18 protein-coding genes and 1 pseudogene are annotated in these 23,610 nt (G+C 45.8%); 11 read left to right on the top strand and 8 right to left on the bottom strand.

Annotated elements, in window-relative coordinates; all coding sequences use genetic code 11:
- Positions 1 to 101: 101 nt before the first annotated feature.
- The 3 genes and pseudogenes from ppk1 to gyrB all read right to left on the bottom strand — a co-directional run bounded on the left by ppk1 (position 102) and on the right by gyrB (position 4,779).
- On the bottom strand, positions 102 to 2,240 hold the full coding sequence (gene ppk1, locus BWI93_RS12675) for a polyphosphate kinase 1 (protein ID WP_094811854.1): 2,139 nt from the start codon (positions 2,238 to 2,240) through the stop codon (positions 102 to 104).
- A 203-nt stretch (positions 2,241 to 2,443) separates the two neighbouring features.
- Positions 2,444 to 2,662 carry a hypothetical protein gene (locus BWI93_RS12670; RefSeq protein ID WP_094811828.1) on the bottom strand — a complete coding sequence of 73 codons (219 nt, stop codon included), beginning with the start codon at positions 2,660 to 2,662 and terminating at the stop codon, positions 2,444 to 2,446.
- Between the two features lie 139 nt (positions 2,663 to 2,801).
- Positions 2,802 to 4,779, bottom strand: a pseudogene (gyrB, locus tag BWI93_RS12665) (DNA topoisomerase (ATP-hydrolyzing) subunit B).
- 268 nt (positions 4,780 to 5,047) lie between these two features.
- On the opposite strand from gyrB, the gene BWI93_RS12660 reads away from it, so the two are divergent.
- Positions 5,048 to 6,184, top strand: coding sequence for an aminotransferase class V-fold PLP-dependent enzyme (locus BWI93_RS12660; RefSeq protein WP_094811826.1), 1,137 nt, complete (start codon positions 5,048 to 5,050; stop codon positions 6,182 to 6,184).
- A gap of 59 nt (positions 6,185 to 6,243) precedes the next feature.
- On the opposite strand, the gene BWI93_RS12655 is transcribed toward BWI93_RS12660, so the two are convergent.
- Positions 6,244 to 6,645: a hypothetical protein gene (locus tag BWI93_RS12655; RefSeq protein ID WP_094811824.1), complete on the bottom strand. Its 402-nt coding sequence runs from the start codon at positions 6,643 to 6,645 to the stop codon at positions 6,244 to 6,246.
- Positions 6,646 to 6,813: 168 nt separating this feature from the next.
- Positions 6,814 to 8,046 carry an alanine dehydrogenase gene (locus BWI93_RS12650; RefSeq protein ID WP_094811822.1) on the bottom strand — a complete coding sequence of 411 codons (1,233 nt, stop codon included), beginning with the start codon at positions 8,044 to 8,046 and terminating at the stop codon, positions 6,814 to 6,816.
- 318 nt (positions 8,047 to 8,364) lie between these two features.
- Here BWI93_RS12650 and BWI93_RS12645 point away from each other — a divergent pair, with 318 nt between their 5' ends.
- From BWI93_RS12645 to BWI93_RS12625, 5 genes are all read left to right on the top strand, one after another.
- On the top strand, positions 8,365 to 9,474 hold the full coding sequence (locus BWI93_RS12645; RefSeq protein ID WP_094811820.1) for a VWA domain-containing protein: 1,110 nt from the start codon (positions 8,365 to 8,367) through the stop codon (positions 9,472 to 9,474).
- Positions 9,475 to 9,561: 87 nt separating this feature from the next.
- Positions 9,562 to 9,756 (top strand): hypothetical protein, encoded by a 195-nt coding sequence (locus BWI93_RS12640; protein WP_094811818.1) that lies wholly within the window; start codon positions 9,562 to 9,564, stop codon positions 9,754 to 9,756.
- 4 nt (positions 9,757 to 9,760) lie between these two features.
- A complete protein-coding gene (locus BWI93_RS12635) occupies positions 9,761 to 10,153 on the top strand; it encodes a type II toxin-antitoxin system death-on-curing family toxin (RefSeq protein ID WP_094811816.1) in 393 nt (130 codons plus the stop codon).
- Between the two features lie 246 nt (positions 10,154 to 10,399).
- On the top strand, positions 10,400 to 11,113 hold the full coding sequence (locus tag BWI93_RS12630; protein WP_094811814.1) for a Bax inhibitor-1/YccA family protein: 714 nt from the start codon (positions 10,400 to 10,402) through the stop codon (positions 11,111 to 11,113).
- A 236-nt stretch (positions 11,114 to 11,349) separates the two neighbouring features.
- Positions 11,350 to 12,186 carry a fumarylacetoacetate hydrolase family protein gene (locus BWI93_RS12625; protein WP_094811812.1) on the top strand — a complete coding sequence of 279 codons (837 nt, stop codon included), beginning with the start codon at positions 11,350 to 11,352 and terminating at the stop codon, positions 12,184 to 12,186.
- 85 nt (positions 12,187 to 12,271) lie between these two features.
- Here the strand turns inward: BWI93_RS12625 and BWI93_RS12620 are convergent, their stop codons facing one another.
- Positions 12,272 to 13,684 (bottom strand): M56 family metallopeptidase, encoded by a 1,413-nt coding sequence (locus BWI93_RS12620; protein WP_094811810.1) that lies wholly within the window; start codon positions 13,682 to 13,684, stop codon positions 12,272 to 12,274.
- A complete protein-coding gene (locus BWI93_RS12615) occupies positions 13,684 to 14,058 on the bottom strand; it encodes a BlaI/MecI/CopY family transcriptional regulator (protein WP_094811808.1) in 375 nt (124 codons plus the stop codon). Before BWI93_RS12615 ends, BWI93_RS12620 begins: the two co-directional genes overlap by 1 nt.
- Positions 14,059 to 14,249: 191 nt before the next feature.
- On the opposite strand from BWI93_RS12615, the gene BWI93_RS12610 reads away from it, so the two are divergent.
- Complete coding sequence (locus tag BWI93_RS12610; RefSeq protein ID WP_094811807.1) at positions 14,250 to 15,803, top strand: sigma 54-interacting transcriptional regulator; 1,554 nt, start codon at positions 14,250 to 14,252, stop codon at positions 15,801 to 15,803.
- Between the two features lie 215 nt (positions 15,804 to 16,018).
- Here the strand turns inward: BWI93_RS12610 and BWI93_RS12605 are convergent, their stop codons facing one another.
- Positions 16,019 to 17,056: a GntR family transcriptional regulator gene (locus tag BWI93_RS12605; protein WP_094811852.1), complete on the bottom strand. Its 1,038-nt coding sequence runs from the start codon at positions 17,054 to 17,056 to the stop codon at positions 16,019 to 16,021.
- A 174-nt stretch (positions 17,057 to 17,230) separates the two neighbouring features.
- On the opposite strand from BWI93_RS12605, the gene BWI93_RS12600 reads away from it, so the two are divergent.
- The 4 genes from BWI93_RS12600 to BWI93_RS12585 all read left to right on the top strand — a co-directional run bounded on the left by BWI93_RS12600 (position 17,231) and on the right by BWI93_RS12585 (position 22,897).
- A complete protein-coding gene (locus tag BWI93_RS12600) occupies positions 17,231 to 19,963 on the top strand; it encodes a family 78 glycoside hydrolase catalytic domain (protein WP_094811805.1) in 2,733 nt (910 codons plus the stop codon).
- A 166-nt stretch (positions 19,964 to 20,129) separates the two neighbouring features.
- A complete protein-coding gene (locus tag BWI93_RS12595; RefSeq protein WP_094811803.1) occupies positions 20,130 to 21,014 on the top strand; it encodes a sce7726 family protein in 885 nt (294 codons plus the stop codon).
- A 12-nt stretch (positions 21,015 to 21,026) separates the two neighbouring features.
- Positions 21,027 to 21,965, top strand: coding sequence for a sce7725 family protein (locus tag BWI93_RS12590; RefSeq protein WP_094811801.1), 939 nt, complete (start codon positions 21,027 to 21,029; stop codon positions 21,963 to 21,965).
- Between the two features lie 71 nt (positions 21,966 to 22,036).
- Complete coding sequence (locus BWI93_RS12585) at positions 22,037 to 22,897, top strand: RES family NAD+ phosphorylase (RefSeq protein WP_176454206.1); 861 nt, start codon at positions 22,037 to 22,039, stop codon at positions 22,895 to 22,897.
- Positions 22,898 to 23,610: the final 713 nt, after the last annotated feature.

The following is a 23,610-nucleotide window of genomic DNA, read 5'->3' as shown; positions in this document are numbered from 1 at the left end:
TCCGAAGTACGAACGGATTTCTTTTTGATACTAAAAAGCGGTGAAGATTGTTTTGTATCCAGGATACAAAAACCTCTTCACCGCTTTTGAACGATACTCGCTTAAAACACTTGTGCTTCCGGCAGACTGGCTTCGGTCACTTCGAAGAACTTCTCATGAATATTGAAAACCTCTTCGTCGGCCTTCCGGGGGCATTTCGCGTACGTACCGTCTTCTTTGAGCGTATACGCATTGACGTTATCTTTCATGTTGTACTCCAAAATCTGTACCGCCTGTTGTTGTACTTTCGGGTTTACCAGTAAAAACAGGGACTCGATTCGTTTATCGAAGCTCCGTACCATCAGGTCAGCACTACCGCCGTAGATTTTGGGGTCGCCTTCGTTATGGAAGTAGAATAACCGCGTGTGCTCCAGGAAATCGCCAACGATCGACCGTACAGTAATGTTTTCAGACAGCCCTTCCCGACCCGGACGCAAACAGCAAATGCCGCGTACGATCAATTTGATGGGGACGCCCGCCTGCGAAGCCAGGTACAGCTCGTCGATGGTTTCGCGGTCTTCCAGCGAGTTAATCTTCAGACAAATCCCCGAAGGTTTCCCTTCTTGGGCATTCGCTGCTTCGGCCCGAATCAATTCGATGAGGTTATTCCGCATGTCACCCGGAGCCGTAATCAGGTTCTGGTAACTGCTGGGTAAGGAGTGACCCGTAATTACGTTGAAAAACTCCGCCACATCACTCGTGTACACTTCATTGGCCGTCAGCAAGCCAACATCCGTGTACAGCTTGGCCGTATCCTCGTTATAGTTTCCACTCGATAAGTGGGCGTAACGTTTCACGCCATCTCCCTCGGCCCGTACAATCAGCAACAGCTTGGTATGCGTCTTGAACCGACCAATGCCATAGATTACGAAGCAACCCGCTTTTTGCAGACGCTCGGCTTCGCGAATGTTATTTTCTTCGTCAAAACGAGCCTTTACTTCAAAAAGTACGGCTACGTTCTTCCCATTTTCTGCGGCTTTAAGCAAAGCAGCCGTCACGCGGGAATTTTTCGCAACGCGGTAAACGGTCAGCTTGATACTGAGTACGTTCGGATCTTCAGCGGCCTGTTCGAGTAGGTGTAGTACCGCTTCAAAGTTGTTATACGGGTGGTGAAGAAAAATGTCCCGCTCCCGTATGACGGAAAAGATATCGTCGATCGGCCCTCGGGGTAGCCCCAAAGCCGGTACGGGCGATGGAGATTTGGGAAGTTCATCGCGAAATTCCGGGTGGCGAATAATCTGCCACATGGAAGTAAAGTCGATGAGCTGATCCGCGTAGAAAATATTCAGATCGTCGATTTCCCATTTCTTCTTCAGGATGTTGATCACCCATTCCGAACAATTGGGTTCTACGGCCACTTTTACTACGCGGCCCAGACGACGGTTTTTCACTTTCTGGCGAATCTCGTCCACAATATCATCTTCGACATCGTCAATGTCATCAACCGCAAAGTCCCCGTTGCGGATAATCCGTAACAGACTAACGTTCAGAATTTCGATGTTGCGGTACAACTTGTGGATCTCGTGCCGCACAATTTCTTCCATCGGCAGAAATACGACTTCTTCTACCCGATCGATTACGAAGAAACGCGGCAGATTTTGTGGAATCTGAATGAACGAAAGCTTTTTCTCGGCCTGATCTTTCTTGGTTACGTACGGGTTTTTCGTCACTACAGCAAACGTCAGCGTACGCGGAATCAGGCTGGGAAAGGTGTGCGTCTGATCGTACACCATGGGTGTCAGCATCGGAAAAATGGTACGGTCGAAATGCCCGATGGCTGCCGCCGCTTCTCCTTCCGTCAAGTCGCTCCAAGTCGCCAGACGCAGTTCATTTTCGGGAAACAGCGGTAGTAGCTCTTCCCGGAAAATCCGATTACGCTCTTCGTAAAACTGTTGACTCATCGTCAGCAGCGTTTGTCGGAAGGGCCATTCCCGTAAGCCGGAATAATCGATTCGTTCTTTCTTGTAATCCAGGTAGTTATATAAACTTCCCAAACGGATGGAGAAAAACTCATCCAGGTTGGAAGCCGTGATCGCTAGAAATTTAAGTCGGTCAAATAAGGTTCGCTGGGGATTCCGAACCTGGTCAAGTACCCGTTCATTGAAGGCCAGCCAGCTTAAGTCGCGGCTGAGGTACGGGGATTGTTCAATGGTTGAACTAACTTTTTCCTGGCTACGTGCCAGACGCTTCTGATCTTCCATAAAGGTACGAAAACGAATCAGCCGTCGAAATAACGACAAAAGGCCCGAGGTCCGCGAGCCTTTCGATAAACGGTGATATATTGAGTTTCTTCTCGACACAAAACAAACCTATTTTATCGCTGAGCCGGACGAATATTCGATTATGGTTTTGTTAAATAACCAGACCATCCGGTCAGACCTTCGTTACAAAAACGAGCATAACCCTAGTTATTATTATTTAACTGGGATTTTATTGCCGCATATTCCGACCCAATGTTAGCCATCTCCTTAACCAGAAAAGTCTGCAATTGTTCGTTAAAAATAGCCTTATCTTCCGGAGAAAGGGAAGCGTATAAATCTTTCAATTCCTGGTTAATAACGGCTCGTTCCTCATCGCTGGCGTTGATGGAACGGATGTGGTATGATTTGAAATCGAATGTCATACGGAATCGCATTTTACGTAGGTCGTACCTACCGACTAATGAGCATCTAAAAACGAGCAGGCGTTGCCTACCCAAATTTTCATAAAAAAAGTGGCGGGCGTTTCCACCCACCACCCGTAACTATTGCCAAATCAAACCGTTAAATATCGATTTTGGCGTATTTAGCGTTGCGTTCGATGAACTCGCGACGGGGAGCTACTTCATCTCCCATCAGCATTGAGAATACGTGATCGGCTTCAGCGGCACTCTCGATGGTCACCCGCTTCAGCGTACGCGTATCGGGGTTCATCGTGGTTTCCCAAAGCTGTTCGGCATTCATTTCACCCAAACCTTTGTAGCGTTGAATCCCTACTGAATCCGGACGATCGCCACCGATTTCCATAACGGCTCGTTCGCGTTGTTGTTCCGTCCAGCAGTACCGGCTTTGTTGACCTTTCTTTACCTGATACAAAGGAGGCTGAGCAATGTATACGTATCCCTGATCAACCAGATCCTTCATGTACCGGAAGAAAAAGGTCAGAATCAGCGTACGAATGTGACTACCATCCACGTCGGCATCAGTCATGATCACAATCTTGTGGTACCGCAGTTTATCCAGGTTCAGGCTCTTTCGTCGCCTTCTTTGCCAAACTGTACCCCGAGAGCGGTAATCATATTTTTGATTTCCTCGTTCTCGTAAATCTTATACTCCTGAGCTTTTTCTACATTCAGGATTTTACCGCGTAAGGGCAGAATCGCCTGGAAGTTCCGGTTCCGGCCTTGCTTGGCCGTACCCCCAGCAGAATCCCCCTCAACGAGGAACAATTCGCACTGTTCCGCATCCGATTCCGAGCAGTCCGCCAGTTTACCGGGCAAGCCACCGCCCCCCAGTACCGTTTTACGCTGAACCGCTTCACGAGCCTTGCGGGCCGCAATCCGGGCTTTGGCCGCAATGACTACCTTATCGACAATCGTCTTGGCTTCCTTGGGGTGCTCTTCCAGCCAGGTTTGTAACATGTCGGTTACTACCTGGGAAACCGCTCCGGAAACCTCGCCGTTACCTAATTTCGTTTTCGTCTGTCCTTCAAACTGAGGCTCGGCTACTTTCACGGAAATAACTGCCGTTAAACCTTCGCGGAAATCTTCGCCCGAAATCTCAATTTTCTCTTTGGCCAGCATGCCGTTTTTATCGGCGTAGTTTTTCAGGGTACGCGTGAGTGCTCCCCGGAAACCCGCTACGTGCGTACCGCCTTCGATGGTATTGATGTTGTTAACGTAGCTGAATACGTTCTCGGAATACGAGTTGTTATACACCATCGCCACCTGTACCGGAATCGACGCTTTATCCGACGACTCCATGTAAATGGGATCAGCCAAAAGTGCTTCCCGCGTACCGTCGAGGTATTTCACGAACTCGATCAAACCGCCTTCGGAGAAAAACTCTTCGGTCAGAGGCTCACCGGCTTCGTTCAGATCCCGTAAATCAGTCAGGAAGATCCGAATGCCTTTGTTGAGGAAAGCCAGTTCCCGTAAGCGTTGGGCAACGGTTTCGAACTTGTATTCCGTGATGGTAAAAATGGTGGCATCGGGCTGAAAACGAACCGTCGTACCCGTACGTTCACCCGCGTCACCCACGACTTTAACCGCGTACTGGGGAACGCCGATTTTATATTCCTGCTGGAAGATTTTTCCTTCGCGGTAAACGTTAACTTTCAGGTCCGTAGACAGGGCGTTCACGCAGGAAACCCCCACGCCGTGCAAACCACCTGAAACTTTATAAGAGCCTTTGTCGAATTTACCACCGGCGTGGAGAACGGTCATAACCACCTCCAGAGCGACTTTTTCTCTTTCGAGTGCATCCCCGTAGGAATACCCCGGCCATTATCTTCAACCGTAATCGAATTGTCTTCGTTGATGGTTACCCGGATCGTATCGCAGTACCCCGCCAGAGCTTCGTCAATCGAGTTATCTACTACCTCCCAGATCAGGTGGTGAAGTCCCTTCGTTCCTACGTCTCCGATGTACATGGAAGGCCGTTTCCGTACGGCTTCGAGCCCTTCCAACACCTGAATATTATCGGCACCATAATCGTTGCGGGCCGTTACGACCTTATCTTCTTCCAAAACTTCGTTGGTCATAAATACTTGGTTTTTAGACTACTGGGCAAACAATAAAACTCGCCTCACCTTTCGAAATAAACTTGGTAAAAATACAATTTTTTTACCACAAAACCGTGCTTTTTTCAAAGAAAATCACAAATAATTCAGCCCTTTTTTGCGATTTTTTGAAGCTGAAAAAAGAAAGTCGGAATTCCTCGGCCGTTTACTAAGTTTGAGCAGGACTTTTCTGAAAAGTGAAGGCCAAAACGTCCACTCATCCGTTAGCATCTACCAACTTCTTTCTTCCATGCTTACCTGCCAGAAACCTCTTTTTTCGCTCCCCGAAGCCATTCATTACCTCAACGGAGCATCCATGTCTCCCCTGCTTAAAAGCGTCGAAGAAGCGGGTATTCAGGGATTGTTACGCAAATCGCAACCCCACACGATTCACCAGGAAGATTACTTTACCGATGTAGACCGCGTCCGGCAACTGTTTGGACAACTAGTACACGTTCCGTACGAACGCGTCGCGATTATTCCTTCCGTTTCGTACGGGATGGCGATTGTGGCAAAGAACCTGAACGCCCGGCCTGGCCAGCATATCCTGCTGGTCGCCGATGAGTTCCCCTCGGATGTATACGCTTGGGAAGAAGTTTGCCAAACGCAGGCCATTTCTCTAAAAACGATTAGCCGTACAGGCGATGGTAAAAGCTGGAACGAAGCCGTTTTAGACGCCATCAGTGAAGAAACCGCCCTGCTGATGATCGCTCCCATCCACTGGTCGGACGGAACGCGATTTGACATCGAAGCTCTCAGCAAACGCTGTCGGGAAACGGGCACGTTGTTCGTACTCGACGGTACGCAGACGGTGGGAGCCTTACCGCTTGATCTAACGGAGGTATCGGTGGATGCTCTGATCGTTGGCGGGTATAAATGGCTGCTGGGTACGTACGGGATGGGACTGGCGTATTTCGGTCCCGCCTTTGACGAAGGCCGCTCCATTGAACAAAGCTGGATTAATCGCAAGGGCAGTGATAATTTCCGCTTACTGATGGCCTATACGACAGAGTTCCGGCCCGGAGCCAGTCGCTACTCGATGGGCGAACAAAGCAATTTCATCCAGATACCGATGCTGGCGACGGCTCTGGAGCAAATCCTGGCCTGGACGCCCGAAGCCGTGCAGGCGTACAGTGAGGCGTTGGTTCGTCCGCACGTGGCCCACTGGCAGGAACTGGGTTTCTGGATTGAAGCAGAAGCGTATCGAAGCTCCCACCTGTTCGGACTCCGGCACGAAGGGCTGGATATGAACCGTTTGCGGACGGAGCTGGAACGCCATCAGGTATACATTTCCACGCGGGGTACTACCCTGCGTATTGCGACGCACGTTTACAACGAAGCGGCGGATCTGGAAGCCCTGACGGAAGCATTGTCGGCCAGCCTTTGACTCAACAAAAGCGGCCCGACGAATGATTCATCGGGCCGCTGGCTTTGGTATTCTGTTCCCTAATCTTCGGGATACGGAACGAAAATGAACTTGGTGAAATCCGCGTCAATGATGAACAGACACGCGTACTCGGCGGGGTCTTTATAGCTTTCCTTGAAAAGCTCCTCGCCATCTTCCCCGATGATTTCCCGCTGGAGGAATTCTTCGAGAAACGTAGCCGAGTAGTACCACTGGTTATCGTTCATTTCTCCCCGACCAATCAACACCGAACCAAGCGGTTGCGGCTGCTGACAAGCCACAAAAATGGGGTAATTGGAAAAGCCCCGCTGCCGGATCTGGTGGGCGGCTTCCTGAATAAATTCGGATACTTTCACAAAGTCGGCCGTAATCATGCCGAGGTATTTCCCGCTCAATTCCGGCGAATTGGGGGCATTGGATAGTGCTTCGGGTTCGTCGATCATTTCTTTTAGTTTTCCGTTTGCGGTTTACAGTTTTCCTGTTCAGCAAATAATGCATTCCAGATCACTAACTAAAACAGACAATTGTTCGCTGTTCTCGTTGTTGCCTTCACTTCCAGTAACTTACATATTTTTAACTGAAAGCAGACAACTGTAAACTGTCCACTAAACTCATCTTCTCGCGGCTAGTAACAGCCCTAAATCTTTATAGCGTAAATTGAACAGGCGGGCAATGTGGGCGTTGGTTACGGAACCGTTGTGCACATACACCCCTTTCATAAACCATTTATTGGCGAACATCATTTCCTCGATCCCGCCCAGCGTGCCCGTTTTCAAGAGAAAAGGCGTAAATACGTTGCTCAGGGCGATACTGGCCGTGCGGGCCACGCGACTGGGAATATTAGGTACGCAGTAGTGGATGACGCCGTGTTTCTTAAAAGTCGGATTTTTATGACTGGTCATTTCCGAGGTTTCAAAATTCCCTCCCTGGTCAATGGATACGTCGATCACTACAGAGTTCGTACGCATCCGTGAAATCATATCTTCCGTTACGACCATCGGACTACGACCTTCTTCACTCCGGATGGCTCCAATCACCACGTCTGCCCGCTGAATGGCATCAGACAGCACCTCGGAGTGAATGATACTCGTATAAATGGGCTGCCCCACTGCGTACCGCAATCGCTGTAACCGGTACATATCTTTGTCAAAAACCTGTACCTGAGCTCCCAGTCCCAGAGCCATTCGGGTGGCGTATTCGGCCACCGTACCCGCTCCCAGTACCACGACTTTGGTCGGAGGAACGCCCGTAATGCCGCCCAGAATAATGCCTTTACCTTCGTGTACGCCACTGAGGTATTCGGCGGCGATCATCATCACGGTACTACCCGCAATTTCGCTCATGGTACGAATGATGGGCATGGCTCCGGATTTGTCTTCGATGTATTCGAAGGCAATCCCGGTGATCTGCTTTTCGTTGAGAGCCGCAAAGTACTCCTGCGTGCGGTTGGGAAGCGTCAGGGCTGAAATCAGCGTACTGCCGCGTTTCAGGTATTTGTATTCATCTTCCGTAGCGGGCTCTACTTTCAGAATCACATCGGCGGCGTAGGCTTCTTCGGGCGAGTAGACAATGCGGGCACCGGCTTCGCGGTAATCGTGGTCACTGAACTGAGCCCCCTCACCCGCTCCACTCTCCAGAATCACCTGATGACCATTCCGAACCAGTAACGAAACCGCTTCGGGTACCAGAGCAATGCGGTGATCGAGAAATGAAATTTCTTTGGGCAACCCAATCAGCAGGGAATGCTGCGTGGTTTTGATGGGAGCCAGCTGCTCCTGGGGATACAAAAGTGTCTGCTGAGCCAGGGCTTCAAAACCGGATTGCTGTGTTTTAGGAACGCTCATAATAAAGCAGTTAACCCGTTAGTTTAGGGGATACGGCGAATCGTTTGGAGCGTACTATCGCCGTTTTCTAGTCGTTGTAAATGTGTATCTCTCAATCGGATCACGCAAAGATAACCTTTTACACGGGAAGCCCGGAGCAAGTTTTAGCCACTGGACAAACTCAATCCCTGAAAATGGGTTAAATTAGTAGAAAGGACGATGTTGGTACGTGAATCGCTTTTCTAAACCGCCTCTATCTGATAAATCAGCTTACGGGCCTTGATTACTCGCTAAACTCAAGCCGACAGGTTCTGCCTGACGCTTCTATCCAAGACATTTATGCTCGGTCACCGTTTTTCCGAATTTGTACCCGACATTCAGCAGGATTCCCAGCAGGCCAAGTTTGACCAGTTGCTGGATATTTTTAATCAACTGCTCACCATGACCAGTGGCGACGTGGCTCAGGCGATGTCGTGGCTGACGCAACTGGACAAACAATACAAGCTTACCGACGAAAACTACGGCATTGGGGATTTCTTCGAAGACCTGAAAAAGAAAGGCTATATCACCGAAGAAAACGCCGAGGGCGAAACCGTACTGACGCCGAAAGGTGAACAATCCATCCGGAAACAGTCGCTCGATGAAATCTTCGGGAAACTCAAAAAATCACGCTCAGGCGGCAATCACCGGACTTCGCACGCGGGTACGGGTGACGAAGCAACGTCGGATCGCCGGACCTTCCAGTTCGGGGATTCACTCGAACAAATCGCTATGACCGAATCCATTCGGAATGCCCAGATCAACAACGGTATTGGCGATTTTATGATGACTGAGAATGACCTGGAAATTGTCGATACCGAATACAAGGCTCAGACGAGCACGGTATTGATGATTGACATTAGCCACTCGATGATTCTGTACGGGGAAGACCGGATTACGCCCGCGAAAAAAGTAGCCATGGCCCTGTCGGAACTGATTATGACGAAGTACCCCAAGGATACACTCGACATCATCGTTTTCGGTAATGACGCCTGGCAGATTCAGGTGAAAGATCTGCCCTATCTGGAAGTGGGTCCGTACCACACCAATACCGTAGCCGGACTGGAACTGGCGATGGATTTACTCCGCCGTCGGAAGAATAAAAACAAGCAGATCTTCATGATTACGGATGGTAAACCCACCTGTTTGAAAGAAGGCATTCGCTACTATAAAAACAGCTTTGGTCTGGACCGTAAAATCCTGAATAAAACGCTAACACTGGCCGCCCAGTGTCGCCGGATTAAGATTCCAATTACCACATTTATGATCGCCCGGGATCCATACCTCCAGGATTTCGTTCGCAAGTTTACGGAAACCAATAATGGCCGGGCCTATTACTCAAGCCTGAAAGGATTAGGTGAATTTATTTTTGAAGATTTCGAAAGGAATCGGAAAAAGAATGTACGGTAGTTTAATTTATTTGCGTTTGAGATAAGCATCTTATCGAGATGCTTATCTCAAATGATTAGTTTAAAAACTATAATCTGCTTTCACCACATGACAACACTTAGCATACCCATCGAAGAAACAGATTTGAAGCAATTAGAGGCTAAAGCTCAGGAAATGGGACTGGAATCAGCGGAAGTATTACTTCAACAGACCGTTCAAAAACTACTGGAAAGTGAAACGAATCGTAGAAAGCGTTTAATGGAACGGGTGGTAGAAAAAATGCTGAACTGTATCGAAGATTAGCGTAATGGAATACCTTACGATTGAAGACATTCTTGATCTTCACCAACTTATTGTTGACACTTCAGGAGGAGGTACCGGTGTTCGAGACAAACAACTTCTTTTTTCTTGCATTCAATCACCATTGATGACTTTTGGAGGAGAAGATTTGTATCCGGGTATTGCCGAAAAAGCGGCCTGTTTATGTTTCTCTCCAGTAATGAACCACCCTTTTGTTGATGGAAACAAGAGAATTGGGCACGCTGCTTTAGAGTACTTGTTAAACTTGAATGGGTATGAAATCGAGGCTTCTATCGATGAGCAGGAACAAATCATACTAGACCTCGCTTCCGGCTTACTGGATCGCGAAACCTTTACCCACTGGGTGCTAGCCAAATTAGTTCCGTTTCAGGAGTTTTAAAACCTTTGGTACGCTTGAAAATTTAGTAGTTGACAGTCGGAATAATCACTCGTTTCAGTACACTTATCCAGTTACAGAAAGCAATTCATCAGGTCGCCTTTACTTCATTCGCTTACCTCTACTAGATTTACTTCAAACGCTCCCTTTTCCACTACTACTTCCAATCTTCCCTTTGTGGATGAGTATGTTTGATTTCCAGAAAAATCCCCTTTTATTGGCGACTGTTTAGTAAACCTCCCTTGTTTTATGGCAAATCCGCTTTTCTCAGAAAAAACCTTTGACAAAATTTCCGTGGCGTCAGATGACGTCATGACGATGCAGGGCACGTTAAACAAAATCGCCCTTTTATTAACGCTTACCATCAGCGTAGCGGCAGTAACCTTTTACGCCGCCCTTCAGGGTCAGCAATGGACCTCGCTTCTATTACCCGCAGGAGCCATTGGTGGCCTGATTATTGCTCTCGTACTAGCTTTTAAACCTACCCTTGCCCCAACGCTGGCTCCGCTCTACGCCGTGCTACAGGGGGCTTTTGTTGGTAGTATTTCCAGTCTGTTTTCCGGATTGGCATTTATGGCGGCCGTACTCACCTTCGGTGTACTGGCGTTGCTGTTAGTCGTCTACCAAACGGGCCTGATTCGTGTTACGCAAGGGTTTATGCGGGGCGTGATGGTTGCTACCGGAGCCGTGGCTCTGCTTTACCTGCTGACATTCGCTCTGAGCTTTTTCGGTATCCTGGTACCTTATATTCATGAAGCGGGCTGGATCGGTATCATTTTCTCGCTGGTAGTGGTAGGCATTGCGGCCATGAACTTACTGATCGATTTTCACCTCATCGAAGCGGGCGTGGCTCAGCAGGCTCCCAAGTTTATGGAATGGTATTCCGCTTTTGGTCTGCTGGTAACGATCGTCTGGCTGTATCTGGAAATTCTGAAACTCCTGGCGAAGCTGAATCGCCGATAAGTTACGCAACAACGCCCCGCTGCCCCTGGTCATGCGGGGCGTTGTTGTTTTAGGGCGGAACGATTACCGTCCCTTTTTTCTACGTTAGAAAAGCTACGAATCGCCTCTGATCAGAAATTCAACGTACGTTTGTCCTTGTGACGCCTGAGTAAATACCCGCTTTGTACAGGGTGACGTACGCAAACCAACCTCTTTCTCGAAACACATCCATCATTTCTTCTATCTCTTCTAAACCCATGAGATTATACAAAACCCGCCTGGGCATCGTTCTGGAAGCCAACGAACAATATTATCCCATCGAAGCAACTGACTGGGATCAGCTCATTAACCAGGATAACCTGCACGAAGTATTGCAAACGATTACCACATCGGTAAGCTCCTCCCCGGAGTTGCACCACTGGCTGCATACGGATTTGCTGGCTCCCATCGGCCGGCAGGAAGTCTGGGCCGCCGGAGTTACGTACCTGCGGAGTCGCGATGCACGGATGGAAGAATCCCAGGATGCCGGTGGCGGTAGTTTTTACGACCGCGTATACGACGCCGAACGGCCCGAAATCTTCTTCAAGGCTACTCCCGAGCGGGTAGCGGATCCCCTCGGTACGGTACGCATTCGGAAAGATTCACACTGGAACGTTCCGGAGCCGGAACTGACTTTGTTCATGACTTCTTCGGGAAAAATTGTAGCGTATACCTGCGGCAACGATATGAGTTCACGGGATATTGAGGGAGAAAATCCCCTGTATCTACCCCAGGCCAAATCGTACGATGGTAGTGCAGCCTTGGGGCCCTGCCTGTACGTACCCGGTACGCCGATTGATCCGCATACGCACATTCGACTGGAAATTCACCGGAACCGGGAAAGTGTATACGATAATAAAATTTCCATCAGCCAGATGAAACGGCAACATACCGAGTTAGTCTCGTTCCTGTTCCGCGAATGCTCGTTTGCCTATGGCTGTTTTTTGATGACGGGAACGGGTATTGTTCCCCCGGATGATTTCACCCTGCAACGCGGCGATGAAGTACAGATCACCATCGATGGCATTGGTACGCTGGTGAACACGGTGGGTTAATGCTCTCCAATCTTTACAAACTAAACCGTGGTTGGTAAGAACACCAGCCACGGTTTAGTTTGTACGCTTCCTGGAAAATAGATCTTTATTTATTCGGTTTTCCCCAGGCTCTATCTCGGACAAGATAGATAGGCTTTGTCGTTACTTCCTTTACATATTCATCGAAATAACGATTCGTCATTAAATCAATCTGGTAGCTATAGTTAGGATTTTTTGCCTTGCCACTCAATCTACTTGCCATCGCGTAGGAAAAATCTTCTGGCTTGTAGTTATTCAACACTGAATTAGCCACTCGTTTACCGTCAATCCATACGCCGCTTGTTTTAGGGTTTTTCCATATATCCAGGTCTTTTTGCGTAGGTGATTCTTTCTTCATTGGGGAGACATGACGTACTACAACATCCTGCTGATCCCTTTGCTGCTGATTCATCTGATTATAGATAACAATGAGTCTAGCTTCGTCTGCGTTTGTAAAATTTTTAGGTACGTACCTATTATCTTTTTTTCTGAAACACTTTTCAACAATTGCTTTATATTCTTTTAAAAGATCATCAGAAACCCCTTCCTTACCGGGAACCTTATCAATCTCACCTTGCTTTGAGGGCCGCTCAAACGTCGGCTGTTTTGCTGGCTTCGTTTGGGCTATCGTATGTTCTACGTTACCGAATAAAAGAATGCTTATTCCCAACAACGGAAGCATACTAAGTTGCATAATAACCGTTCGAAATTTAGAAGTCATTTTCGTCATCATCAGTAGTCTTTTTTTAGTGGTTACATAATTAAACGAACTGGTAAGAAATAAGCCCTGACTTACTTTACTCACTAATAAACGCTGGTACTTTTTCACTTCCGGATCGATGGATAATACTGCGTGATCGGCCAGGTATTCATGATTCATCCGGATCATTTTCTGGTAGACATACACCGCCGGATTGAACCACCAGCATACCTGTACTAACTCCATGAACAGAATATCCCAGGTATGCCGCTGCCGGATATGGGCTAATTCGTGTTGCCAGATCTGTGCTTCTATTTCCTGCTTTTGATAGCTACGTTTACTGACGAAAACGTAATTCATGAAACTATACGGCAATTCATCTTCGTCCAGTAAAACAATCTTCACCGAATCCCTGATTACCATTGCTTTCCTGATTTTCCATACCACGGCCAGTACATTTTTCAGAAAGCGAATGCCGAGTATACCCGTAACGAGGGCATATACTAACCATGCATACTGTTCGAACGTAACAGCTTGCTTTTCAACCGTTATCAACGGCCTATTTACTTCGTTGCCAGTCAATCGGTATACTACTTCTGTTGCGGGAATTACCTCCGAATTATCCAGTTCTATCGTCAGTAATGGAATCGCTAAGGAGGCTCCTAGACTCATCAATAAATAGAAACGATTGAACACAAACATGGTCTCCCGTTCCAGCAATATTTTGTAGATCAATAGAAACAGGATGGAGCAGAGTATAGACTTCAGAATATAGTCCATTACTTTTTCTTTTTAGTGATTTCTTCGTCAACGATTCGCTTTAAATCTTCCAGTTCATCAACCGATAAATCAGAGGCTTTCGTAAAAAAGGAAGCAAACTTTAACGCTGAGTTTTCAAAGTAACTTTTAATGATTCCTTTCACGTGTTTAGCGAAGTAATCATCCTTCTTCACCAGGGCATAATACTCTCGGGAATTACCGTAGACGGTGTAATCCACGAAGCCTTTTTCCTGCATCCGTTTCAGTAAGGTAGCCACGGTAGTAACGGCGGGTTTCGGTTCCGGATACAGTTCCAGTAAGTCCTTCATAAATACTTTTTCCTGTTGCCAGATCAACTCCATCAGTTGCTCTTCGGCTTTCGTTAACTGAGACATATTCTACATTCATAGATTTTACTCTACAAACGTAGAATAAAAAATCAATATCCCAAATGATTTCGCATTTTTTTGTATTTCGCCTGCTTCTTGCATCGTATATCTTTGGGTTAATTGCCCATCGGTACGGCCAGCCCAAACCTTTTTGATTCTGAAAACGTTACCCACTTACGTAGCTAAACCCTTTTTTGATGTCGTATCACTCGCTTTCCGTTTCCGATAAACTCACTATTACTACGCTGGGTCAGCTCAAGGCGGCTGGCTATCAGCCTGAATCCATTAAAGACGAACTTCGTCGCAACCTCATCACCAAAATGCGTTCGGGCGAAGAAGTGTTTCCCGGCGTATACGGCTACGAAGACACCGTTATCCCGGATGTCGAACGAGCCCTACTTTCCCGACACCATATTAACCTGCTGGGTCTTCGCGGACAGGCTAAAACCCGGATTGCCCGCCTGATGATCTACTTGCTGGACGAGTACATTCCCGTCGTTGAAGGTTCTGAACTCAACGATGATCCCCTACAGCCTTTATCGCGTTACGCGGTGGATCTGATTGCCGAAAAAGGCGACGAAACGCCCGTGATCTGGCTGCACCGGGATGAGCGGTATACCGAAAAACTTGCCACCCCCGACGTATCCGTTGCCGATTTGATTGGCGATGCGGACCCGATCAAGGCGGCTACGCTGAAACTCCCCTACTCGGATGAACGGGTGATTCACTTTGGTTTAATTCCGCGTTCGCACCGGGGCATTTTTGTGATCAACGAATTACCGGATTTGCAGGCCCGGATTCAGGTGTCACTCTTCAATATTTTGCAGGAAGGAGACATTCAGATTCGTGGTTTCAAACTCCGCTTACCGCTGGATATTCAGTTTGTTTTCACCGCGAATCCCGAAGATTATACCAACCGGGGTAGCATTGTAACACCCCTGAAAGACCGGATCGACAGCCAGATTCTGACGCACTACCCGCGTACGCTGGAGATCGGGAAACGCATCACGCGTCAGGAAGCGAAGGTGAAAGAAGGTCAGGAAATCGTCTCGATCAATGAAGTAACGGAAGACCTGATCGAGCAAATTGCCATTGAAGCCCGTCAAAGTGAATACGTCGATGCCAAGTCGGGGGTATCCGCCCGGATGACGATTTCGGCGTACGAAAATCTGGTTTCTGCCGCGGAACGCCGGGCTTTGCTCAACAGTGAAGAGCGTACGTACGTGCGTCTTGCGGATCTGTACGGAGTCATTCCGGCGATTACGGGTAAGGTAGAGCTGGTGTACGAAGGTGAAGTGGAAGGGCCCTATATCGTGGCGATGAACCTGGTCAGTAAAGCCATTAAAACGCAGTTTTTACAGTATTTCCCCGATCCGGAAAAGCTGAAAAAACAGATCAAAAATAAGAAGAATCCGTTCCAGAAAGTACAAACCTGGTTTGGCGAACACTCGCTGGACTTACTGAGCGATCTGTCCGATAAAGATTACCAGAACCGACTGCTAGCCATCGATGGCCTGGATGATCTGGTGGAAGAATTTCACACGGAACTCACGGGCGACGAAAAGTTCTTCTTCATGGAATTTGCCCTGCACGGGATGGCCGAGTTTTCGCTTATCAGTAAGAAACCCCTCGACAAAGGCTTACAGTTCAAGGATCTGACCGACAGCCTTATTGCCGGCATGAACTTTGACGATGACGACGAGGAGGAAGATGATGACGAAGAAGATTTCGGCGGTCGCCGGAGACGGTAATGGGTCGTTTTTAGTTGATTACCAAAAGGGTACGCTGTTTCTGAACGGCGTACCCTTTTTTCTATGTTTTGCGTTGGATGCAGACGGATTTGTTTGTTCCCCGCATGGTATGCGAGGCTATTCAGATTGAACCCCTCCGGAGTTAGGGTACTCCCTGAAAGAGGGACGAACACTGGTGCAGGTTTCCAAACCTGTACCGTACCTCCCATATTTTACTATACCGACTGCCGGACAATCAGCCGGAATGGATTCGCTAACTTTTGGGTCGAATTGTTGAGAATCAGTTCGGCGGCCTGTTTCCCCATGGCTTCAAAATCCGTGGAAAGTACCGTGATTCCGTCGAGAATGACTTCCTTAAGCGGATTTTCGTTGTAGGAGATAATCCCTACTTCCTTGCCTACCCGATACCCGTTGGTTTTCGCCTGCTTCACCAGCGTCACCAGATCGTCTTCCATTAAGTTAATGTACACATCGCCCGGCGACATCACTTCTTTCGATACATCCGAAATGATCTTGTACGGAAAGCCGTATTCGGTACAAAACTTTTGAAAACCAATCAGGATTTCGCGGGCGTGATACGTATACAGCGGAAAAACCAGCTTGAGTACCTGATACTTTCGTAACAATTCCTCCCCTTCGGTTAGAGCTGTAAAAATGTCCCGTTCAAAATCCTGATACACCGCCGCGTACGGGCCTTCTACGCCGGGGACCAGTTTATCCAGAATCAGTAGCTGATCCTTGGGAAACTGATTAATCAGTTCCGCCGCCGTTTCGCCACCTTCCAGAAAATGGGCGATGATCACGTAATGTGTATAATGCCCGGCCCGGTTCTGAATCAGTTCTTTAAACAGCCGGAAGTTGTTGTTGTAGATGTAAAAATCAACCGCTGTTTCTTCGCCCAGCACCTCCACCATCGCGTCGTAGATGATTTTTTTGTGGGGACTTAACTTATTGAAAAGTAGAAAAATCCGACGCTTCTGCCGGTAGCTGGCACTGGCAATATAAAAGCCCTTTCCGGGCACGGAGCCCAGAATGCCCAGCTTTTTGAGTTCGTTATACGCCTTTTCAGCCGTATCCCGGGAAATGTCATACAGCATCGACAGTTCATTAATCGACGGCAATCCCTGCTTGGTCTTGATCAGCCCCTTCTCGATGGCCGCGATTACTGAATTGACAATCTGCTTGTATTTGGGGGTCGTTGAATACTCATCAATTTGAATGATTTCAAAGACCTGACGAACCGTTTGTTTCATGCGAATAGGAGGCAAACTGAACCGTAAAGATCGTAAGTTACGTCCTAAATACCCCATAGAATATTTTCCGTACGGCTTGAGTAGAAAAAAACCACTGGCTACACTTACCGAATAGACAGGTTACGTACATTTAAACTCAAGCCTGTATGGTTAGTATTTAATCACTCTAAACTTATGCTTAAACGTTTTCTTCACACCTGGCTGTGCCTGGTTTTAGTTGGGCTCTTGTCACAGGTTCAGGCCCAACAGGCCCCTCACAAACTTCGTTACGAATACGGCGATATTCGCCTGGGAACCGGCGTCAGGAAGCCTCGCCTGAGCTGGCAGCTTGCGTCTACACAGGCCGGAGCCCGGCAGACGGCCTATCAAATCCTCGTGGCCTCTTCCGCAGAGGCCCTGGCTAAAAACCAGGGAGATGTGTGGGATTCGGGTAAGATTAATGCTTCGCAATCCGTCTACGTCGATTATCAGGGAAAAAATCTGGAAAGTCGGCAACGGTATTTCTGGAAGGTAAAAGTCTGGGATGAAAAAGGGAAAGCCTCGGGCTGGTCCAAACCCGACTGGTGGGAAATGGGCCTGCTCGCCAAAGACGACTGGAAAGCGGACTGGATCGGTATGGCGGGCGTGGTGGGCGAACCGCCCCGCTCGACGCAGGCCCGGAAGGAATTTTCGGTACGCGGCAAACTCGTGAAAGCCCGTATTTATGCTACAGGTTTGGGTGATTACGCTCTGCAAATCAATGGACAACGCGTAGGTGATATGCTGCTAACACCCGGCTGGACGGACTATCTCAAGAAAGTATACTACCAAACCTACGACGTCACGGAGCTACTCAAGGAAGGCAACAACCAGATCGACGCTTTTCTGGGGAACGGCTGGTGGAGCGGTGGCCTCGGCTGGGGTGGTGGTTTTCATCGGTATTCACAAGGCCCGCTGCGGCTGCTATGCCAACTGGAATTGACCTACGCCGATGGTACGCGGGAGCTGATTACTTCGAATCCCAGCTGGAAAATTCGGTTGTCGCCCGTCATTTACGACTCCATGTACCACGGCGAGCATTACGATGCCCGGCAGGAAGCGAAAGGTACGGAGGCAGACGGCTGGGTAACGCCCGTCGTACTGAACACGGCCAAAAACCAGACGACCCTGTTTGGCCCCAATGCCGACGCCAACACGAACGAACAAGCGGCCACGTTCGACATGAGTACCTTACAGGTGGTGGCTCAGGAAGCTCCACCGATCCGCGTCACGGAAACCCGCAAAGCCGTAAAAGTGACTGAACCCAAACCCGGCCATTTCGTTTTTGACTTTGGTCAGAACATGGCGGGGATTGTGCATCTGAGTATTCCGAAAGGCGTGTACGGGCAGGAAGTAGCTCTGCATTTCGCGGAGTTGCTCCACGACGATGGAACCGTAGCTCAGGAAAACCTGCGTTCGGCCAAGTCTACGGATCGGTACATCTGCAAAAGCAATGGCGGAAAAGAAGAATGGGAACCGATGTTTTTGTACCACGGATTCCGTTACGTCGAAGTAGTCGGTTTTCCGGGTAAGCCTACCGCTGATCAGGTCGTAGCCAAAGTCATTCATACGGATTTTGAGCCGATTGGCGAATTCTCTACCTCCGAGGACATTCTCAATAAAATCTACTCAAATGCCCGCTGGACGCTGAAAAGTAATGCCCTGTCCATTCCCACCGATTGTCCGCAACGCGACGAACGACTGGGCTGGATGGGCGATGCTCAGATTTTCGTGGCTTCTTCCTGCTATCTGATGGACATCAACAGTTTCTGGGCCAAGTATTCACGGGATATTGCGGATTCCCAACACCCTTCGGGGTACGTGTACGACGTTAATCCGAAGATGGTAGTGGGTGGCCCGTCGAAGCCCGCCTGGGGCGATGCGACGCTGATTGTTCCCTGGACTTCCTACGAATTTTTCGGCGACAAACGAATTCTGGAAACGAACTACGCCAGCATGAAAGCCTGGGTGGAGTACATGAACCAGCACGCTTCTACGAAAAAAACGGGACTGTACTATTTCGCTGATCCCAGTGAAAAATGGTTCGGCTACGGCGACTGGGTTCCCGTTGTGGCCTCGCCCAGTAAGCCCATTGGCGGGGCGTATCAGGTTTATTCCAATACGCTCCTGGCAAAAGCGGCTACTGTTCTTGGCAAAACGGAAGATGCTACGAAGTACGCAGCCTTGGCCAAACAGTACACCTCGAAGTATAACGATCTCTATTTCAAGGACAACAATTACGAAGGCAAAACCCAGGCGGCTAACCTGATGCCGCTTACCTTCGGCATTGTACCGGAAAACCTGCGGGCCCGCATTGCTCAGAACGTAGCCGATGATGTGAAGGCTCACGACAATCACCTGACGACGGGGTTCATCGCTTCCCAGCAGATTCTGCCCCGCCTGTCGGATTACGGGTACAATGACCTGGCCTATCAGGTAGCTACGCAGAAAACGTACCCGAGCTGGGGCTATATGGCCGAAAATGGAGCTACGACGATGTGGGAACTTTGGAATTCGGACAAGGAAAAACCCGAAGGCATGAACTCCCGCAATCACTTTGCGTACGGTTCCGTCATTGAGTGGTATTTCCGGTATCTGGCCGGTGTGGAACCGATCGATCCGGGCTTCAAAACCTTCCGCATTGCTCCCAAGCCACCAAAAGACCTCAACTGGGTGAAGTTTTCGTATCAGTCGCTATACGGCCCGATTGTGTCCAACTGGGAACGCAAAAACGGGAAGCTGCAGTTGAACGTCACCGTGCCCCCCAATACGCAGGCCGAACTGGTACTGCCCCTGACAGCGGGCCAAACTGCTACGCTGGCCGGGAAGAAACTCAAAACCAATACGACTACGCTGGCTCCGGGGTCGTACCAAGTGGAGATTCAGTAGATTTAGTTATTTCACCGCAGGTGATTATTCTTTACTCACCCGCGGTGAAATAACTAAAATTGTGATGTTTGATATTTATAATTATGTTTGATAATAATTATAATTTGTAACGAATTTCAGTAAATACTAAATTTGCTACAAACAAAAGAGTACAGTATCATTAACCATGAGAAAAAGTAGTTCCATATCGACAGCAAACTTAAATGCTTTATCCAAGCTAGTGTCCAATGCTGGTTTTAAAAGATTAGTAAACAAAGAAGACTACAAATCATATGGAATTCAAATCAAAAATCTCCTTAAAGCAAGTGGAAAGTCATTAAATAAAAAACATTCTATCAATGACTTGATAAATATCTCATATGAACATTTATTAGCAAATTACAGATACGAATACTTATATAAACTTGTTTGGCTAAATGAATATGTCCTAAGAAACTATTCACTATCAGACACAGTAATTCTTAATGAATTTAAGATAAATAGCTCCATAGCAGATATAATACTAGTCAATGGCACCAACAAAGTATTTGAAATAAAAACAGAATTAGATTCACCAGAAAGATTAAAGAATCAAATTAACGATTACTATAAGGCATTTTCAGAGGTATACATAATTATTCATCACTCTGATATTGAAAAATATATTCATATTGTTGACGAGAATGTAGGTATAATGATTTTTTCTTCATGCAATTCAATTAAATTACTCCGCAATTCAAGACCTGTAAATCATAAATTAGATTCTGTAGTTATGGCTAAGGCTCTCAGAAAAGATGAATTTTTAGCTATGACTAAGAATCTCTTAGGCTATATACCAATAGTAAAGCCTGTTATGATGTTTAAAACTTGCATGGCAGAAATATCCAAACTACCTCCTGAAAAAATTCAACAAGAATTTTTAAAAGCAATAAAAAATAGAATAAATCTTAATACAAACGATCTAATTAATACTCAAGGTGTACCTAATATATTAAAATTCTCTTGCTACTTGTCCAACATAAGTACTAATAATTACAAATTCATTACAAAACACCTGAAATTTCAACTATAATTGTATATTTATATGTATTTACCCTTTCTAAGATCGAAGCAATTTGAGCTTTTAGCTTTAAGAGATCTTTCAGGACTACCATTATCTCCGGATAAAATATCCCCTATCATTGAACCTGTAAAAAAAGACTTGAAAGGAATTCAAATTGCAGTAGGGTCATTATATAAGAACAAAATAAATGTTCAAATAATAGTAAACCCTGAAAATGGAGAACTCAAGAAAGACAAGACTATAATTTTAGATTTTATAAATAACCTTCACAGGCATGGGGTGAAAAGCGTTATCCCAACCTACATTATAAACACAGAAAATGATTTCAAAAATTTTAAAGATACTTTATATAGTAACGAATATAATACCACTGGATATTCTCTAATTAGATTAAATCAGATAACGAGTGCTGAGGAATTGAAAAAAATCACACAATCCACAAATATTATCTATAACATAATTCAAGTAAATCATATTTTCGGTCTAAAAAGGGGTTATACTGCACAAAATTTAGCATTCTTAAGCGATCCATTTGTAAAGCAGAAAAAAAATGGAGATTATCAAGACTTTGAAGATGAATTCTTTTCTAATGATTATTTACACTACAAAAGTGAGGGCTTTTGTGGTTTTTCCGATTACTTAACTATCGGTTCTGAGTTTATTGAAGGAGGAATGTTACCTTACGCAGTAGTTATTCATCTTACATATTTGGACAGAACGAGTAAAGACATAAGAATTAAACACTTTCTTTCAGATAGCAACCAAGATACTAGCGATACTGCTGGAAAGTTTTATGAAGCACTAGAAAAACTTATAAATTTTGTAAATGCACAAGGAATAGATACTGTAGCTGTTAGACAATTTAAGGATTATTACCAAAAAGGATCTTTCCCGGGATTGGGAGTAATTAAAAAATTATCAATTATGCACCATATTGAATTAGTACAATCTATATTATAGTTGTTATGAATTGTTGCACTAACTGTTTCTGCGACACTAGTTTAATAAATATTATTAATTCATTATCGACATTGTCGGGAAATTGCGATTTCTGCGACACAAGGGACGTTACTATAGTTAATTGTGAAAAATTAAGTGACAGTTTTGAAAATCTTTTTGAATTATATGAAAATTTCCCTAGCTCTATCACCTCTCTAAAGATTGATGCTCCTTTTTTGTTACACGAGCATTTATCTACATACTGGCCAAATTTATTTAACACAAAGACATTAAAGTTAAAAGACGTCAAACAACTAATTGATCAAATTGGCAGAGGTAGTCAATTGTATACTTCAGATTTATTTTCAAAACCTGTTGAACTTTCGATCGCAATTACAGAGACAGAAAACAATAATCTTGAATTAAAATGGGATTCTTTTTGCAATGAAATAAAGTATAATAATAGGTTTTTTCTAAATACTAGTATTGACACAGATATACTAGGAAGTATCTTCCAAAGGCTGACCTCAACATACCCAACAGGAACAACTTTCTATAGAGCCAGAATATCTGATAATTTGCTTAAAGGAAATGAATTAGGCAAACCTCCTTTTGACAAAACTACCCCTGGCCGTGCTAATCCTATTGGAATTCCTTATTTATATGTATCAGAAAGCAAAGAAACTACTCTTTACGAAACTAGAGTTGCTTTGCACGAGGGAATAAGTATAGGAAAATTTATTTTAACTCATCCCTTGAATATAATTTCACTAAAGAGTATATCTGACTATAGTCCTTTTGAGATAATTGACAAAGGATTTATTTTAGAAGAGTTTATACAATATAGACCTTATCTGCAGAGACTAGGGCAAGAACTCTCTAAACCTGTTAGAAAACAAGATATTCATTTAGATTATTTACCAACTCAGTATTTATGTGAATTCATTAAATAAAAATTAGGTTTTGATGCTATAGAGTATAAAAGTTCTATGTATCCTAATGGCTATAATTTAGCTATATTTAATGACAGTAAGTTAGAATGTATAGAATCTTATTTTTATACAGTAACCGATTTAAAATATCGTTGGGATTAATTATTTTATCTTGATAATTATTATTTATTAATATTCAAATCATTTATCTAAACTAATAATTTTTAGTATATACTTCTAATTATTATATCGAATTAATCATACTATTGCAATCGACAAATATCAAATATTTTAATTTAATATACTTACTAAAAACTGTAAACTTCATCATTTTAAAGAGGGTTGTCAAAAATTATCAATAATACTCTTTTAAAGAATGTATATAAAATTCTTTCCTGGATCGGTTTTTATGGATTAAACGAATCCACAAGTTATTCTTTTTTAATTAGTAAGCCTATGACTTATTTAATTAACGTGCGTAATCTTTCCGGGATGCTTTGCTTGGCTCTGCTACTGGAAAGGCCCAGGGTTGTAACCCCGAATTAATTAAATTGAACCCCACTGGGGTTTTCAAAGGATTCGCACTTGATGCTACTGAAATCTTAAACCAACGATCAACCTGATACCTTCTCAAATACCCTCTGTCTAACCTGCTGACTACAAACTCCCTCGACAGAGCAGGATGGTTCACCCTAACAGACCATGACAGCTCATTCTTTTTCCTTTGGTTCATT

It is taken from the genome of Siphonobacter sp. BAB-5385 (genome assembly GCF_002261125.1).
In the GTDB taxonomy this organism is placed as follows: domain Bacteria; phylum Bacteroidota; class Bacteroidia; order Cytophagales; family Spirosomataceae; genus Siphonobacter.
The sequence above is the reverse complement of the archived record's forward strand: the minus strand, read 5'-3'. Positions and strand labels throughout refer to the sequence as shown.